Source organism: Streptacidiphilus sp. P02-A3a (assembly GCF_014084105.1).
GTDB lineage: Bacteria > Actinomycetota > Actinomycetes > Streptomycetales > Streptomycetaceae > Streptacidiphilus.
In genome coordinates, this window is the sequence record NZ_CP048289.1 from 2,008,131 (window position 1) to 2,026,023 (window position 17,893).

Genomic DNA, 17,893 nt, shown 5'->3' on the forward strand with positions numbered 1-17,893 from the left:
CTGTTCGACGGCTCCGGCAGCAACCGAAATTTGAAGACTGATCAACCGCTCAGGCGACATCGGCCTCCCGCTCGATAGCTTGGAGGCGGTTCTTGAGGCGGTAGCTGTTGCCGTTGATCGCGATGACTTCGCAGTGGTGCAGGAGCCGGTCGAGGATGGCCGTGGCCAGAACCTCGTCACCGAACACCTGTCCCCACTCACTGAAGGTCTTGTTCGAGGTCAGGATGATCGAGCCCTTTTCGTAGCGCTTGGAGATCACCTGGAAGACCAGGTTCGCCTCGGCTCGTTCCAGGGGCTGGTAGCCCACTTCATCGACCACGAGGACGCTGGGCCGCAGGTAGGTGCGGAGCTTGCTGGTCAGCTGGCCGGTGGCCTCGGCGGTCTTGAGGTGGCGGACCATGTCGTCGAGGCTGGTGAAGTAGATCGAGTAGCCGGCCCGGCAGGCGGCGACCGCGAGGGCAACGGCAATGTGGGTCTTGCCGACCCCGGGCGGGCCCAGCAGAGCGGCGTTGGCCTTGGCCTCGACGAAGGAGAGGGTCGCCAGGTCCTTGACCTTGCGCGGGTCGAGCTCGGGCTGGAACGAGAAGTCGTAGTCGTCCATCGTCTTGTGGTGCGGCAGCTTCGACAGCCGCAGTCCCTGGCGGAACCGCCGGTCGTCGCGGACCGCGAGTTCCTCGGACAGGACCAGGTCGAGGAAGTCGACGTAGCCCATCTTCGCCTCGTCCGCCCGCTTGGCGTACTCGTTCAGGCTCTCCACGAGGTGGGGCAGGCCGAGCTTGCCGGCCATGGTGCGGATGCGGTTGCTGACCAGTTCGCTCAACAGGGTTCCTCTGCGCTCGGGTGGGTGGTGAACGGGCGGGTGCCGGTCAGCTCGTCGTAGACGGACAGCGGTCGCCGGCCCACCTCGACGCGGGCAGCGGCGGCCCGACTGAGCAGTGCCCGCAGCGGACCGTCCTCCTCGCGCAGGGCGAGGCCGCGGCGGGGCCGGGGGTCGTCACCGGTCGTGGTGCGGCGGCCCTCCCCGGTGGGCAGGCCGTCCCAGTGGCGCTCGTCGACGATGCGGGCACCACGTCCCACCGCCCTGGAGTGCACGGCCAGCAGGGTGCCGCCAGTGGTGTCGGGGACAGTGGAATGGAGTATGACCTGGAACTTCGTGACCCGGACCTCGACCAGTTGGCGCGGGCGGACCTTGCGGGCGGGCACCGAGTAGAGGTTGGCGTCGAAGGCGACCAGGCAATCCTTGCCGACATGCCGCAGGTGCCGCTGCGCGACCACATAGGGTGCGCGGGGCAGCGGCCGCAAGGCCACGTGGTCGCGGATCGCGCGCAGGCCGATGACCTCGCCGTGGGTACCGTGCACCCGCGCGCGCCGGACCGGCACCCACGCGGTGAACGCGGCGTCGAGTTCCTCGGTCGAGGAGAACGCCCGGCCGGCCAGGACGTGGTCGCGCACGATGGCCACCTGCCGCTCGACCCGGCCCTTGCCCTGGGGGCGGTAGGCGGCGAGCACGTCGATGTCGAAGTCGTAGTGCCCGGCGAACGCCACCGCCTCCGGGTGGAGCGGGACAGCTTCGCCCGGGGCGACGTGTCGGCGGACCACGGTCTTGGTGCGGTCGTAGACGATGCTCATCGGCACTCCGCCGAAGTGCGCGAACGCCTGGCGGTGGCAGTCGAAGAACGTCGCCAGGTCCTGGCTGGTGGTGAAGCAGCAGAAGGGGTCCCGTGAGTACGACAGCGTCATGTGGAATGAGTAGACCTTCGGGATGCCGACGTGGGCCAGGATCCGTCCCTCGTCGCCCCAGTCGACCTGGGCCTGGGCGCCCGGCACGACCTCGAACCGGCGGTGCAGGCCCGCCAGCTCGCCGGGGTTGATACCGAGCTCCCCGGCGATCCGGGGCCGGGCCTCCTGCAAGTAGATCTTGACCCGTTGGTAGTTGATGGCGAACCCGTACTCCTGGGCCAGTCGCTCGTGGATCACCGCTCCCTTGAGCAGGATCTCGGACCGCAGCATCGCGTCGATCAGCGGAGCGACCTCATCCACCGCCCGTTGCCTGGGCAAGGCGCCGGACTCCCGTTGCGGTGGCGCGGCCGGGACCTCACCCGACAAGTACTTGGCGACCGTGCGGCGATTGAGCCCGGTCTCCTTCGCGATCTGCCGCTGGCTCATCGCGCCCGACTCGTACAGGGCGCGAAATCGCCTCAACTCCAACCAGCGATGTGGGTCCAAGACCACGGCCAGCCGCCCCTCTGCCACCCGAACGGACAACAGCAGACTCGCGGACACCACCCCGCCACCGCATCACTTCTGGAGCACAATCACCCGTACGAGGTGGCGCATGTTCGCTCGTACGCCGACAGCTGTCGGGGGTCAGGGCCGCGGCGCGGGCGGTGGCTGCTCGGGCGGCCTTTTGGTGGATGACCTCGCCGCGCAGGACGTGGGCCGCGGCGGCGTGGTCGGGGTCGGTGATCGACTGGTGCCTGGCCCAGCAGCGGGCATGGCGGGCCACCACGTCGTTGCCGGCGATGGCGGTGATCTCCTCGTTGTCGGTGCGGACCATCACCGTCCTGCCGATCGCGCGGGGATGGACGGAGTAGTCGTTGGTGTCCACGCGGATGTAGTGGTCGCGGCCGATGCGGGTGTGGAAGCGCCACCAGTGCGGTGGGGTGACCGGCGGGATGGTCAGCATCGCGGCCCGGTCGGCCTCCCAGCGGTCCACCGGGCGGGCGTCGATGGAGCGGTGCCGGCGCCGGTTGGCGATCTGCAGCCACGCGCTCAGCTGGGTGTTGAAGTCGTCGGGGCCGGTGAAGGTGCGGCCGGGCACGAAGCTCGTCTCCAGGTAGCCGTTCGCGCGCTCCACCAGGCCTTTCGCTTCCGGGTCCCGGGGCCGGCAGAGGTGGACCTTGACCGCGAGCAGGCCCGCGAACGCAGCGAACTCGCTGGTCAGCTTGCCCTTGCCGACACCGGCCTCGTTGTCCCAGACCAGCATCTTGGGCACCGCTGCCCAGCCGTCGGCGAGCAGACGCCAGTGGCCGTCGATCAGGTCACCGGTCTGCCGCGACGGCAGCATCCGGGCGGTGATCACCCGCGAGTAGCCCGACACGATGACCAGCACCGGCGGGCGGCCCGACTGGCCGTAGCCCAGCGGGATGTCGACGGCGGGGAACCACAAGTCGCACTGCGCGAGCTCACCGGGCTCGTAGACCGTGCGCGAGACCGGGTCCACCGGCAGGAAGGCCGGCCGCAGCTCACGCACCCGCTCACGCAGGATCGTCAGCCCGCGCTCCCAGCCGATCCGCTCCGCAATCACGGTCACCGGTATCGTCGGGGTCTGCCTGAGCAGCTCGCGGACTGCGGGCTCGACCGCGTCCACCGCCGAGCCCTTCAGCGGACGCTGGTACTGCGGGGGCCGGTCCGAGGCCAGTGCCCGCAGCACGGTGCCCCTGGAAATCCCCAGCTGCCGGGCCACCGCCCGGGCCGACAACCCCTCAGCCCGGTGCAACCGGCGAATCTCAGCCCAGTCCTCCACGTGGATCACCCTCTCTTCCTCCTGACTCCAGCCCAATGAAGTCAGAATGATCAAGAGATCACCCAGTGGCCCGCTTTTGATACGCCGTCCGTGGTCCCCATTTCACCCGTTGCCGACACACTCTGGGAGGGATCGGCGTTCGTGCCCCTGATCAGCAGTGCCGATGCCTCCGGTATCCGGTGACATCACCCCCTTTCGACCATTGCCGAATGGTGACCTCAGCCATGCCTGGCCCGGGAGCCGGGAGCCCTGTTGCAGGGCCGCAGAGAAGGTAGCGCGAGCCTGCCGCGCCAGAGGGGGCCGACTGTTGGCCGGCGGGAGACACCGTGTGGGGCCTGCCCTGGGCAGGCCCCACGGTTGTCAGTCGGGCCTGCCCTGGGCAGGCCCCACGGTTGTCAGTCGCGATGTTCGGTGGTGCTTCGGCCGGGGGCTAGCCCTTGGGACGTCCTCCGGTTGCGCCTTGCATTGTGGTCAGTTGAGGTTGCTGATGGACGGGGGGTTGTCGTTGAGAGTGGTGGCGGCGGTAGGGCTGAGGGCTGTGTTGTAGACGTGTACGTCGCTGACCTGGCCGGGGAAGGCCGCTTGGCTGCCGTTGCCGCCGGTGCCAGTGTTGTCGGCGCCGCCGATGAGGAACGGGCCGTCGGCGCTCCAGACGCTGGTGTTGCTTCCGGTGCCCGCGAGTTGACCGTTGACGTACAGGCTCATGGTTTCCGAGGAGGCGTCATAGACGGTGACGAGGTGTGTCCAGGTTCCCGTTTTGGGGGTGACGTTGGTGCCCGCGTGTGCGTATGCGGATGCGTTGGTGCTGTCGGTGTTGGGGGCGACGAATGCCCAGCCCTTGAAGGCGGCTGAGTACTGCAGGTAGAAGCCGCAGCGGGCGCCGGTGGTGTCGCGTTGGCACAGTGCTGTGTAGTACTTCGTGGGGTCGTAGCTGGTGCTGAGGTTGACCCAAGCCGAGACGCTGTAGCTGCCGGTGGTGTTGACAGCGGGGGCGTTGGCGCCGGTCGAGGCGTAGCCGGTGGTTCCGTCGAGGCTGAGGACGGTGCCTCGGGTGGCGTCGTTGGTCCAGTTGGCATTGCCGTTGAGGGTAGCGGTGTAGTTGGTGCCGCCGTTGGTGTCAGCGGCGGCCGTCGAGCTGTTGCCGTCGTTGAGCTTCCACCAGTTGGTCGCGGTGCTGTAGTTGCCCTGGGTGAAGGGGGTACCGAAGTTGGCCTTGGCGCCGGTGGGGGCGATCCCGGTGTAGTTGATGATGTCGCCGTTGGGCGTGGTTGCGTAAAGGTTGGGCTGGCCGAGTCCGGTGGAGTCGCCAGGGGATGCGACGGTCGGATAGGCGGCGGTAGTGAGGATGGGGGAGAGCTCTGTGGGGGCAGTGGGCAGCGGTGTGGGCAAGCTGCCGCCGGTGAGGGCGCCCCAGTCCTGTGCGGATACGTTCTCGCAGCCCCAGATGATGAGCTGGGTGTCAGGGCTCTGGTTGCCGGCGGGGTCTGCCAGGCACATTCCGGAGGCGCTGTTGACGAGCCAGCCGTTGGCGCCTGCGGTCCACTGCTGGGTGGTGGCCTTGCTGTTGCAGGTGGCGAGGTCGACTTCGTTGCCCTGGGTGACGCCGGTGGCTTCCAGGCAGAGACCGGAGTGGACCCGGACGGTGTGGTCGGTCAGGAACGTCATGGACTGTTCCGGGGCGTTGTCGCAGGTCCAGATGATGGCTGCGGTCCCGCTGGCGGCGTTGTCACCGGGGTCGGCGGCGCACAGGTCGGCTCCAGCGGTGGTTTTGATTCCGAGAGTGAGCGGCGCGGCGGTGGGAGCTGCGAGTTGGGCGATGTTGCCGCTCGCGTCCTTGAGAGGGAAGGAGTAGACGATGCCGGAGTCCTTGTCACGTGCCCACAGCATCGGAGCGCCCGCGGTGCCGCTTGACAGGTTGCCGCCGACGACGCCGGGTGCGAGGAGATCGAAGTGGGACCAGTCTCCGGTGCCCAGCAGGACCGGGTTGGTCAACGGGGCGCTGTTGGTCGTCTGGTAGAGCCAGAGTTCCTGCTTCCCGCTGCCGTCGAGCTCCTTGGTGATCAGGTTGGCTTGGGTGTAGGTGGTGTTGCCAGCCAGGTCCCCGGGGGTGATCAGGCCCTTCACGCCGCTCCAGTCGGCGTTGTATCCGGTGCAGCGGCCGGAGGTGCACGCGGGATGGGCGACCGTGGAGACCCCGCTGGTTAGTGAGAAGTGCCCGTAGGTGCCACCGTTCTCCCCGTCGTTGGTGTAGCGGTACATCTGCTGGTTGGCCGTGTCGTAGGCCAGCAGATCGTCGACGCCGCCGTTCTGCAGCGAGCCGCGGTGGGCGATGTCGTAGTCGTTCCAGTCGGTCTGCTTGTCCGGGCTGGTGCTGGGAGTGCTGGCGATGGTGGCGGTGAGCGTGGAGGGGTCCGCGTTGCCGGGGATCAGGATGAGGTCGCCGGTGCTGTCGGTGGCGAGCATGTCGGGGATGCCGTCACCGGTCAGGTCTCCCGCGGTGACCTTGGTGTTGGGGTTCCATGGGGCATAGAAACTATAGGTGGAGGGGATGGTCTGGATGTTGCCGGCGTTGTCGACAGCCTGGACGTAGAGGATGTGGCTGCCCCACATGGTGGGGGTGACGTTTTTGATGGTGGCCTGGCCGCCGCTGGCAGCCTGGTAGTTGAACCCGGCGGTGGGGATCGGTTGGTCGAGGGACCAGCGGAATCCGGCTATGCCGCTGGCGGGGAGGCACTTGGCGAGGGTGCAGGTGGACGGGTCGGGCGCGGGGTCAGTCGCGGTGACGGTGAACTGCCCGGCCTGCCCGGCGTATTTCGGCGGTGTCTGGCCGCTGCCCGACGCTGGGTAATCGGTGCTGGCGATGGTGGCCTGGTTGGGAGGGGTGAGGTCGACGTCGAAGCGGCAGTCGGCCACGGTGTTGGACGTCAGGGTCCCGTCGGAGGCCTGGGTGTTCCAGCTGTACTGGTGGCCGTCCTGGAGTGTGCTAGTGTCCTGGAAGCTGCCGACTCTGGGGGAGGAAGCGTAGGCGACATTGCCGTAGGCGACCTGCTTGGGGTTGCCTGAGCCGTCCGTGAGCATGTTGTCGACCATGCCGTACCAGATCGCGATTGTGGTGCCGCTGATTGGCGAGGTGGCGGTGGACTGCATCCAGAGACTGGAGGCTCCGTAGTTGGTGCTGATCAGTCCGATCCACCCGGGGGTCCCGCTGCCGCAGGCGGGGGAGGCAGATGTGAGGTTGCCGTTGGCGTCGACGGTGACGGCTGGTGGACTGGTGTTGACGGAGCTCGGGGAGATGGAGGGTGCCAGGTCGTAGGTTGTTTGGATGTATGGGTTCGGGGCGAAGCGCATGTGCCCGTAGTCGGTGGACGAGGAGGACTCGTCGCCTGCGATCTGGAAGGTCAGGGTGCCGCCCTGGGCCGCGTTCACCTGGTTCGTCAGGGTGAACTCGGCGGTGTTGGTACCGCCGCACGACTGCGTCGCGTCGATGCTGTACATCTGGTCGGTGGCGCTGAAAGCCATGGCGCCGCCTGCCGACCCGGGCCGGTTGTTCCACGTCGTGGGGTTGCTGCTGCCCGGTGCGTTGATGCCGTTGGTGACCGTGACGGTGACCGGCCACTTCGTGCAGCCGCCGTCGGATCCGTATGTCTCGGAGAGCGTGAGGTCGGCTTGGGTGACCTTGGATCCGCTCGGGATCCTGCTCAAGTCCATCACGTAGTAGGACTCTTCGGCGCCGGAACCGCAGTTGCCAGCCCAGCTTGGCTGGATGTAGCCGATGCCTTCCCCGGCACTGGTGCCGTTGCCCTCTTCGGTGTTCCAGCCGGTGTCCGCGCTGGGGCAGCCTTGCCACACCTGGGTGTAGTACTTGGTCGTGTCCGTGACCTCTTGCGGGTCGATGAACACCGGGTATTCGGTGGTGGTTCCGGTGAGCAGGCTCTGGTCGGGAGTGAGTGTCAGGGTGCTGTCGGTGGCCGTCAAGGCGATTGGGTCGACCTGGGCTCCCGGGCCCGGTCCTGCGGCCGATGAGGTATCCGGGTCCGCGTCGCCTTCGGTCAGGGCCCGGACGGCGGCGGTTTTCTGTACCGAGGCGCTCGCACTGGTCGAGGCTACGCCGGTGCTTGAGTCCCACATGATCGGAGCGGGGCTACTGAAGGCCAGGCTGCCGTCCGCCGCAGTGGCGAGCATGCCACCGTGGGGGTCGGCGGCCAGGTTGAGGCCCGGAGCGGAGGCGGCCAGTTGCAAAGTCGCCAGTGCTGGGTTCGCGGCGGCGGCTGCGCTGTGGACGATCAGTACGTCTCGGAAGTCGCCCTGTTGGTCGATCTGTACCTGGAGGTCCACACCGGGCAGTACGGACGGATACAACGCGGTGTCACCGCTGAGAGCCGGCGTGGGCAGCGTGAACGGCATGGTCAGGCTGAGACTGTGGCCAGCCGGGTCGGTGAGGGTGACCAGCGGTCCGCCGCCTCCTCCGGAGAGCACCACGCCGGTCGGAGTGGCCTTGGGGCTGAGGGTGCCGTCCGAGTTGAGGGACAGCGTGGCGTCGACCGGGACCCAGGTGCCGTTCTGCTGCACGCGGACCGGGAGGGTGTCGGTGGTCTGTGTGAGTGAGCCGTCGGGGTTCGCCTCGATCGAGGTCGTGGCGGTGGTGAGCGAGGGGATGGCTACGGGCTGCCCGGTGGCTGCGGCCTGGAGTTGGGCGGACTGGACGGGGCCGGGGTCGGCGGGCGGCGCGATCGCGCCGGGGTTGGCCGGCCCGTCGTCGGCGAAGGAAGGGTAAGCGGCTCCCGAGACGATCAGCGCCGCCAGCAGCGGCGCGGTCAGGATGCGTCTGGCCCGGGTCCGGCGACGAAGCTGGACATGTGGTGTGGCTTTCATGTGCTGCCTTTGTGGTCAAGTGATGAAGATTGTATGGCGTTCATCACATATTCGCGGCCGGGTTGGGTGGGCGTCCCTTTGCGCGAGGGGCAACATGTGATGGCATGTCCCATTCACCCGGCATAGATCGGACGAAACGCTTCAATGGGTGGACAGCCCAGTCCTGAGATGGGCGCGGACAGGCTATAGCCCAGCTCATATCGGATCCATATGATCCCAACGGCCTATACATGGCTACCGCTGTGCACAGACACATGTTCACGGCGCACCACTCGCAGGGGGTTTGACGCATGAGTGTCCGTACACGCTGGTTTGCGGGCGTGAGACACCGAGTATGGCGTCGGAGCCTGACTCTTGGGACTGCCATGGTCGCCGTGAGCGCGATGGTGGCGCCGGCAGCGGTGGCCCAGGAGATCCCGCAGTACCACTACAGCGGCAAGTTGTGGTCGCCGTTCCCGCTCCCGGTCACCAAGAGCGTGCCGGTGCACAACCTGGGGGACGGTCGGACGAGCCTGGCGCTCGGCAAGGGGGACAAGCCCCTGAAGACCTACGCGGCCGCGGCTCCGGCGTGGCCGTCCGCGGGCAGCGCCACGGTTTCGCTGACCCGCGCGGTCGCTGCCAGTGCCTCAGCGGCTCCCGCGCCCAAAGGATCGGCCTCGATCGCCGGCTCGGCCACCAGAGACCAGCACGGAGCATCGGCCGCCGCGTCTGCCTCGGCCCACCCGTCGGCCTCCGCGGGGAGCGCGACCACCATGCGAGTGGTGCCAGTGACCGGCCCGGTCAAAGTCGGCGCACTGCCGGTATGGCTGGGCCCGGCCGCGTCTCCCGCTCACGGTGCACATGCGTCGGTCGCGGCCGCGGAACCACTGCCGACCCAGGTGCGGGTCCAGGTTGCCTCGCACAGCCAGGCGGTGGCGGCCGGTGCCAATGCCATGCTGCTCGGCTTCGCCCGCGCGGACGGCTCGGCGGCCGGCCAGGTCCAGGTCGTCATCGACTACGCCGACCTGGCTCGCGCGTTCGGCGGCGGCTACGGCTCACGTCTGGTCATGTTCGCAATGCCCAGTTGCGCGTTGACGACGCCCCAGATCCAGGCCTGTCGTACTCGAACCCCGTTGGACTTCTCCAACCGTGCGGACGCGGACCAGTTGGTCGCCAACCTTTCCCTGGTCTCCGGCAGTACGGTCGCGCCGCACAGCACGGGGCGCGCCGGGGCTGCCCCAATGGACACCAGCGGTTCCATGACGCTGGTGGGGGTCAGTTCGGGCACACTGGGATCCCAGGGCGACTATTCGGCGACCTCGCTGAACCCGTCCGGGACCTGGCAGGCCTCCGGCACTGGGGCGTTCACCTACTCCTACCCCATCGACGTGCCCAGCGCGGTCGGTGGCAGCGCACCGAGCGTGTCCTTCGACTACAACTCGCAGTCCGTCGACGGGGAGACCTCGGCGCGTAACTCCCAGGCCTCCTGGATCGGGGACGGATGGGACTACCAGCCGGGCTTCATCGAGCGCTCCTACCGGTCATGCGGCAGCCTGCTGAACTCCAGCGGCCAGCGGCTGCTGAAGGGTTCCGGCGACGAGTGCTGGGGCGGAGACAACGCCACCGTCTCCTTCGGGGCCCACTCCGGGACGCTGATCCCCACCACCATGGCCAGTGGCGTCCCCGGCCTGGTCGCGCAGTGGAAGCTGTCGAGCGACGACGGCACTGTGGTCCAGGAGCTCTCCGGCGCCCAGAACGGCTTGTATCAGGGCATCTACTATCGCGTGCTGACCCCGGACGGGAGCGCGGCGTACTTCGGCTCCGACCATGCCCCGGCCAGCACCGCCATCAATTCCTCCCCGCAGTCGGGGACCCCGACGGACTCCTCGACGAACTCGGCCTGGGGCCTTCCGGTGCTTCACCCGGTCTCCGGCGACCCTTGCTACAGCTCCACGACCGGTACTGCCTCCAAGTGCTCCGCGAACGAGGGCTGGCGCTGGAACCTGGACTTCACGGTCTCCCCGAACGGTTTTGTCCAGCGCTACGACTACAGCACCGAGAACAACTGGTACGACCTGGGTGGTGGCCAGGTCGCAGCCTCCAACGGCTCGGGGACGCTTGCCCAGTACACCCGAGGTGGCACCCTCACCCAGATCTCCTACGGATACCAGCTCGCGGACGAACTGGCCGGGCGCACACCGGCTGCCGCAGTGGTGTTCGCCTCCAAACAGCGCTGCCAGACCAGCCCTAGCTTCGCCTGCTCACAGGCGATCTCCACCTCGAACGCCACCAACTTCCCCGACGTCCCCTACGACCTGAACTGCAACCAGGGGAACTCCACTACCTTGCCGCCTGGCTCCACGTCAGTTCCAGCCGGGGTGTGCGTCACTGTCTCGCCTACGTTCTGGAGCACTGCCCACCTGGACTCGGTGACCACCGAGGTGCACGTCATCGACCCGACGTCGAAGGCCGACAAGGGCCTGGTCCCGGTGGACAAGTACCAGCTCGGGCAGGTGTACTCGGCTTACGGCGGAACGATCGACCCGGTCACCGGCACCACGAATGACCCGGCCGATGCCGGGGAACTCCAGGCTGTGATGTGGCTGCAGAGCATCCAGCACACCGGTGAAGCCGACCCCTACGACGGCGGTAGCACAGCTGTCACCATGAATCCGGTGACCTTCATAGGCACGGAGTTCGACAACCGTGTCGACGGTGGCGACGCACCGGAACTTTTTCGGCCACGGATCTCCGCGATCGTCACCGAGACCGGCGAGGTCATCTCCGTCGACTACTACGCGCCGGACTGCTCGCGGGTCAACAACACCATGCCCGTCTCCCCGGACGGCGACACCATGTCCTGCTACCAGGCGTACTGGACCCAGCCAGGTGCTGGCTTCCCCATAGCGGACTGGTTCAACAAGTCCCGGGTGCAGACGGTCGTCGTCTCGGACGCGACGGGGGGCGCGGGGGATACCGCCGGTCCCAAGAACAGCCAGGGACTGGGCCCCTACGGGTCACCTGACCAGGTCACCAACTACAGCTACGGGGGCGCGGCATGGCATCGCGACGACTCGGCGCAGACCGACGACCTGTACCGGACCTGGGACCAGTTCCGCGGCTACCGCACTGTCACCGTCACCACTGGCACCAGCCCTGACCCCATCACCCAGACCACGACCACCTACCTGCAGGGGATGGACGGCGACTACCTCGCCGACGGCACCCAGCGCTCGGTCAAGGTTTCCGACACCGTCGGCGACAACGTGGTCGATTCCAACTGGCTGGCCGGCACCCCGCTGGAAACGGACACCTACACCGCAGCCAACGGCACCATCGACGCCAAATCTGTTGTTCCCACCACGGACATCACCCAGACGGCGTCGGTTGCCCAGACCGCGTGGAGCGACTGGAACAGCACGGACTACAGCGGTTCCGCGCCGACCCTGTCCACCCTGCCGCCGCTGACTGCCCGCCGGATCAGCGACGCGACCACCCGCTCGTACTCCCTGCTGAAGAGCGGCTCGTGGCGCGAGAACCAGAGCGTCACCGACTATGACTCCCAGGGCCGGGAGTCCACCGTCGACACCACGGCCGACGTGGGCGGTGCCGCCCCGCAGGAGCAGTGTGCCACCACCGACTACGCGGCCCCGCCATCGAGCGACGCGATGATGCTCAGCTATCCCGACGAGACAGTCCGGGAGAGCGCCGCATGCGGAAGCAGCAGCCAGACGCTGCTGTCCGACAAGAAGCTGTACTACGTCGGCGACGGCACCCTGGGCAACCTGGGGACCTTCGGCCAACTCAGCGGTACCGGTCTGGTCACCGGCACGCAGATCGCCACGGCCTTCAGCGCCGGGACCGCGACCGCGTGGCAGACCACGACCGCGATGATGTACGACGGTGCCGGGCGGACCACCCAGACGCTGACCCCCGATCCCACCGGAGTGAAGGCCTCGGGTCTGGCGACCACTACGTCGTTCACGCCCGCGTGGAGCGCGTCTGGCGGGAACACCAATCCGACCACCATGACCTCGACCAACTCGCAGGGCTGGACCACCACCTCCACTCTGGACCCGCTCCGCGGGCAGACCATGACGAACATCGACGCCAACAAGCGGGCGACTGACGTCACCTACGACGCCCTCGGCCGCCGCACCGCGGTCTGGCTGCCCGGCCGTCTCCAGGCCTCGCAGTCCGCGGACATGACCTTCAGCTACTCGATCGACCCCGGTGCCACCGTCACCGTCGGACCCAAGGTGGCCACCACCATCACCGGCGCCCCCAGCGCCGTCACCACCGACACACTGCGCGAGGACAACAGCTACTCCCAGAGCATCACCCTGTACGACGGGATGCTCCAGCCACGGCAGACCCAGACCACAACCGCCGACAACTCCGCCGGGCGTCTGATCAGCGACACCTTCTACGACTCCCACGGCTGGCCGCTGCGCACCTACGCGCCCTACATCGACACGACGACGTCGCCGTCGACGACCATGGCGCAGGTGCTGGCGGAGAGTCAGATCCCCTCGGAGAACGTCACCACCTACGACGGCCAGGGGCGTGCTCTGCAGAACACCCTCTACACCATGGGCGTCGCCCAATGGAACACTGCCACCAGCTACCCCGGTGCCGACGAGACCGACACCACGCCGCCCGCCGGCGGGCCGACCACGAGCACGATCGTGAACGCCCTGGGGCAGACCACTAGCAGCACGGTGCAGAACACCAACAGCCAGGTCCAGCTCTCCGGCGGCACGGTGATCCCGTCCGGGACCTCGCTGATGTCCGATGCGGTCCGACTGACCATGCTGGCCAGCGGTGACCTCAGTCTGACGTCTCTGGCCAGCGGCAAGCAGCTATGGCATACCGGTACCTCCTCCGCTGGCGCCTATGCGGACTTCGGCACCGACGGAAACCTCGGGGTGTTCAGCAGCAGCGGTACCCAGCTGTGGTCCAGCAACCTCACGGCCACGACCGGCAGTGTCCTGAAGCTCCAGAACGACGCCAACCTGGTCATCTACAACAGCGCGGGCACCTCTGCCTGGTCGACCAGTACCGCTGGCCAGGCCGGCCAGGCGAACGCCACCACCAGTTACACCTACACCCCGGCCGGACAGGTCAACACGATCAAGGACTCTGCCGGCAACCAGTGGTCCTACCAGTACAACCTGCTGGGACAGCCGACCAGCCAGTCCGACCCCAACACCGGAACCACCTCATTCAACAGCTACGACGTCGACGGCAATCTGCTGCAGACGACCGACGCGCGCGGCCAGAAGCTCGGCTACACGTACGACTGGGACAACCGTCCGGTCGCCGAGTACAACCTCAGCCAGTCCGCGTCCGAGTCCAGCAGCAACATGCTCGCCGCCTGGGCGTACGACCAGACCCCCAGCACCGCTGACTCTCCCGCCCCGAACGCCAACACCCTCGGCTACCCGACCTCCTCGACCCGCTACGTCCACAGCGGTACCACCACCAGCAGCTACACGCAGCAGGTCACCGGGTACAACAGTGCTTACCAGCCGATGGGTACCCGCACCACCATTCCCTCCGCGGACGGCTTCCCCGCACCCGCCGGCACCACACAGGGCGCCTCCGGCACCGTCAGCTTCGAGTCCGACGCCACCTACACCCCCAATACCGGTCTGCTCAATTCCACCAGCTTCGGCGCGGACGGCGGGTTGCTGCCCGAGACCATCGGTTACCAGTACGACCTGCAAGGCCTGCTGATGTCCGATGGTGGAACTCTCACCCAGTCCGGCGGTACGCAGATCGGCGGCGCCTACGTCGACAACACCAACTACAGCCCGCTCGGACAACTAACCCGGACCACCTACGGCGTCTATGGTCTGCAGCTCTCCACGACCTCGGCCTACGACGCGGCGACCGGGCGTCTGACCAACGAAACCTCGGACTGGCAGACCAGTACCGCCAGCCAGATCGACAGCACCGACTACCGTTACGACCAGGCCGGTGACATCACCGCCACCTCCGACACCGAGTCCAACGGCGGCGCGGTCACCGGCACCGACACCCAGTGCTTCAACTACGACTCGTTCCAGCGGCTCACCAGTGCCTGGAGCGACACCGGAGGCATCAGGGCGGCCGGCGTCGGCGGTACCGGCTCCTGTGACGACGTGAGCCCCACCGCCAACGCCACCCCCAGCTCGCCCAAGGCTGACACCGTCGGCGGCCCCGCCCCCTATTGGCAGACCTACACCTACGACCTGCTCGGTGACCGCACCGGCATGGTCAACCACGACACCACCGGTAACGCTGCCGATAACACGACTCAGACCGACGCCTACACTGGCGCTGACGGCACCGCAACCGCTACCGACCCGGACCAGGCGAGCAGCGTCACCACCAGCAACCCAAGCCTGGGCAGCGCCACTCAGACCATCGGCTACACCGACAACAGCCTGATCAGCGGCGGGGTCGACGCCGGGAACACCATGACTCGGGCCAGCACCACCACCGGGCCGCTGACATCCGGCGTCAAGACCAGCGCCGGCGGCGCGCTGTGCCTGGCAGATCCCGCCAACGCCACCACCGCCGGAACCCAGATGATCCTCTGGGGCTGCGGATCGGGTGGTCAGACCTTCGCCATCGGTACCGACGGCACTGTGCGCGTCAACGGCGTGTGCCTCGATCTGAGCGGTACCAATGTCGTCCTCAACCCTTGCTCCGGTGCGGCCAGCCAGAACTGGAAGACGACCACCGGCGGCACTCTGGTCAACGTCAGCACCGGCAAGTGCCTTGCAGACCCCAGCGGCAACAACACCCCCGGCGGCGCCAAGCAGATCATCTGGACCTGTGGCAGCGGCGGCCAGACCTACACACCGAACTCCACCGGCAACGCGGTTCTGCCGGGACAGACCCAGACCCTCACCTACGACGCCGAAGGCCGCCCGGCCACCGTCACCACCCCCAGCGGTACTACCAGCCAGATCAGCAGCTACCTCTACGACGCCGAAGGCAACCTGCTGGAGGAGACCAGCGGCGCCACCACCATCCTCTACCTCTTCGGCAGTACTGAACAGCTCACCAAGATCGGCACTGGAGTCACCGGCCAGCGCTCTTACACCGGCCCCGACGGAACTGTCATCACCCGAAGCACCGGCGGATCCACGCCGGGCGGCACGGTCGTCTACCAGCTGTCCAACGCCCAGGGCACCGCGACCACCACCATCAGCTCCACCACCTCCACTCCCACCATCACCCGCCGCTACTACGACCCCTACGGCAACCCACGTGGAACCACCCCCTCCACCTGGCCGGACCTTGAGGGCTATCTGGGCAAGCCCACCGACGCCACCAGCGGCCTGGACCTCCTCGGTGCTCGGACCTACGACCCCACCCAGGGCCGCTTCACCAGCCCTGACCCTGTCTTCGAAGCCGGCGACCCGAACCAGATGGGCGGCTACACCTACGCCGCCGACAACCCCTCCACCGGCAGCGACCCGTCCGGCCTGATGTTCGACGGATCCGACGGTGCCCCGACCGGCTGCACACCGGGCCTCGACATGAGTATGTGCAGCGGACCCATCACGGTAACTGACGGGAGCACGAAGGATGTTCTCGCCGGGTTCGCAGACCAGGCACTCAACATCGCCAGCTACGTGGCACCGATGGGCTGGGCTGTTCGGCCGATTCAGCACTACGCGCTGGATAAACTCGAATCGGCAGCCGGCGTCAACAAGAGCAATATCGGTTACTCGTCCGGCCAGCGTGAGGCGGATGTCGCATCGCTGTTCCTGGCGCCGGAGGATGACCCGGAAGTCCTGTTCGCAGAGGGGGAGGCCGACGTCGAGCGGGCTCTTCAAAGCGAGACAGCGGCTCTGGAGAAGGCGAATGTCGAAGCGGACGGATCCGGTGCTACTGCAGCTGACCATGCGACCTCGGACAGCCAGGAGCCGGCGAAGAGCGCACCGCCAAAGGAATCAACAGATCCAGCGCATACCCAGACAGCCGGCGAATCCGACACTGCCAGCAGCCCGTCTGGCAAGAGCAAGTGCAGCTTCTCGCCGGACACTCCTGTTCTCATGGCCAACGGCACAACGGAGGCCATAGGCAAACTGAAGGTCGGCGACAAGGTCGAGTCCGCCAACCCCGACACCGGGAAGGAAGAGGGAGGCCGCACAGTCCAGGACGTGTGGATCAACCACGACACCGACCTTCTGGATGTCACCGTCAGCGACGGCCACAGCCACACGGCGGTCGTGCACACGACCGCCAACCACCCGTTCTGGGACGACACCACCCACACCTGGGTCCGAGCGGACCACCTCAAACCCGGTGACAGGCTTGCCAGTACCCACGGCCAGCACCCCACTGTCGTCAACACGAAGACGACCCCCGGCGCGGCCAACCGCTGGAACCTGACCGTCCAGCAGCTCCACACGTACTATGTACTGGCCGGTACGACGCCGATCTTGGTGCACAATACGAGCGGTCCTAATTTGTGCACCGTTCCTGGCCATGACCATGTTCAGTCTCGGGTAGATGACTTGACGGACGCGGCTGGAGCGGGTGCAGGGTTTAGGACAATGGGTGGACTTCATGCCGATGTCCCTGGAGCGAATGGCGGGCTCGACTTCTACGCCGTAGGTGCGCGAGCTGACATGACGCCGACGCAATTTGGAGAACTATCTGACCTTGGAAACACGGAGTTTGGCTTCCGTGTTCCGCAGCCAGCTAGGTTGGTGACGCGAGATAATCTCTGGCATGCCGAAGTGAAGCTATTCAATGAGGTGGCGGGAGGGCTGCAATTGCAGCCAAGATTCATGGTGGTCAGCCGACCAATCTGTCCTGAATGTGAGAACTTCCTCACTCAGAGAGGTGCTACCTTGACTTCTGCTACCACGGCGCAGTGGTAGTGCGCCAGCCGTGATCCACAGGGAAGGAGGCTCCGATGTCTGAGTCGTCACTCGGCACTGCGCTGGATGGTGCGGACTCTAGGGCGCTGAGCTGCGTTACAGCGCTGAGAATCGGTGGCGGGTTGTACATCCTTGCTGACGCTGATGGGAGAGGGGACCTCTACTATCAGGTGGATGCTGGTGTGCGCGCTGGACTCAGGTCCTGCGAAGGTCGGCGCCTGAACGCCGATGTGGTTCGTATCGCCAAGAAGGCATGTCAGCGGCTGACTTCTACATTTTCTGGCGACGAACAAACGCGCCAGTTTACTCTTGCTGGATTCAGTCTCTTGGCTGATGTTCTTGCCTTGTTGGACGCTGATATCAGCGAACCAGCAGAGGGTCATATGGCCATTTTTGAGAAGGCACTCGAGGTGGCTTCGGCTTGGTCTGAAGCGGTTCGTATTGATGGTCATGGAAGCTTGCAAGAATTCGAGCTTTCCTGCCAGCGGGAATCAGTCTCTCTCCTGAGGGAGGGAGGGGTTCTTGGCCTCCGAAATGCCCTGGGGCCTATGGAATTGAGTTATCGCGGGTTGGCGAAAGGCGTGGCCTAGGAACGCGCATTTTCTCAATAGGGCATATTCGAAGCAGC

At 66.7% G+C, this 17,893-nt stretch carries 6 protein-coding genes; 2 read left to right on the forward strand and 4 right to left on the reverse strand.

What is annotated here, in order from left to right; translation table 11 throughout:
- Positions 1–49: 49 nt before the first annotated feature.
- The 4 genes from istB to GXP74_RS09110 all read right to left on the reverse strand — a co-directional run bounded on the left by istB (position 50) and on the right by GXP74_RS09110 (position 8,398).
- On the reverse strand, positions 50–820 hold the full coding sequence (gene istB / locus GXP74_RS09095) for an IS21-like element helper ATPase IstB (RefSeq protein WP_182449778.1): 771 nt from the start codon (positions 818–820) through the stop codon (positions 50–52).
- Complete coding sequence (istA, locus tag GXP74_RS09100; RefSeq protein WP_225447804.1) at positions 817–2,166, reverse strand: IS21 family transposase; 1,350 nt, start codon at positions 2,164–2,166, stop codon at positions 817–819. Before istA (GXP74_RS09100) ends, istB begins: the two co-directional genes overlap by 4 nt.
- Positions 2,096–3,535: an IS21 family transposase gene (gene istA, locus GXP74_RS09105; protein ID WP_225447805.1), complete on the reverse strand. Its 1,440-nt coding sequence runs from the start codon at positions 3,533–3,535 to the stop codon at positions 2,096–2,098. The genes istA (GXP74_RS09100) and istA (GXP74_RS09105) overlap by 71 nt, the downstream gene beginning before the upstream one ends.
- Before the next feature lie 462 nt (positions 3,536–3,997).
- Positions 3,998–8,398, reverse strand: coding sequence for a LamG-like jellyroll fold domain-containing protein (locus GXP74_RS09110; RefSeq protein ID WP_182450908.1), 4,401 nt, complete (start codon positions 8,396–8,398; stop codon positions 3,998–4,000).
- A gap of 365 nt (positions 8,399–8,763) precedes the next feature.
- Here GXP74_RS09110 and GXP74_RS09115 point away from each other — a divergent pair, with 365 nt between their 5' ends.
- Positions 8,764–17,265, forward strand: coding sequence for a polymorphic toxin-type HINT domain-containing protein (locus GXP74_RS09115; protein ID WP_182450910.1), 8,502 nt, complete (start codon positions 8,764–8,766; stop codon positions 17,263–17,265).
- A gap of 35 nt (positions 17,266–17,300) precedes the next feature.
- Positions 17,301–17,855, forward strand: coding sequence for a hypothetical protein (locus GXP74_RS09120; RefSeq protein ID WP_182450912.1), 555 nt, complete (start codon positions 17,301–17,303; stop codon positions 17,853–17,855).
- Positions 17,856–17,893: the final 38 nt, after the last annotated feature.

Excerpts from the sequence above, each read along its gene's own strand:
- GXP74_RS09110 (WP_182450908.1), bottom strand. The coding sequence starts at position 8,398 with ATGAAAGCCACACCACATGTCCAGCTTCGTCGCCGGACCCGGGCCAGA.
- GXP74_RS09120 (WP_182450912.1), top strand. The coding sequence starts at position 17,301 with ATGTCTGAGTCGTCACTCGGCACTGCGCTGGATGGTGCGGACTCTAGG.
- GXP74_RS09115 (WP_182450910.1), top strand. The coding sequence starts at position 8,764 with ATGGTCGCCGTGAGCGCGATGGTGGCGCCGGCAGCGGTGGCCCAGGAG.
- istA (WP_225447804.1), bottom strand. The coding sequence starts at position 2,166 with ATGAGCCAGCGGCAGATCGCGAAGGAGACCGGGCTCAATCGCCGCACG.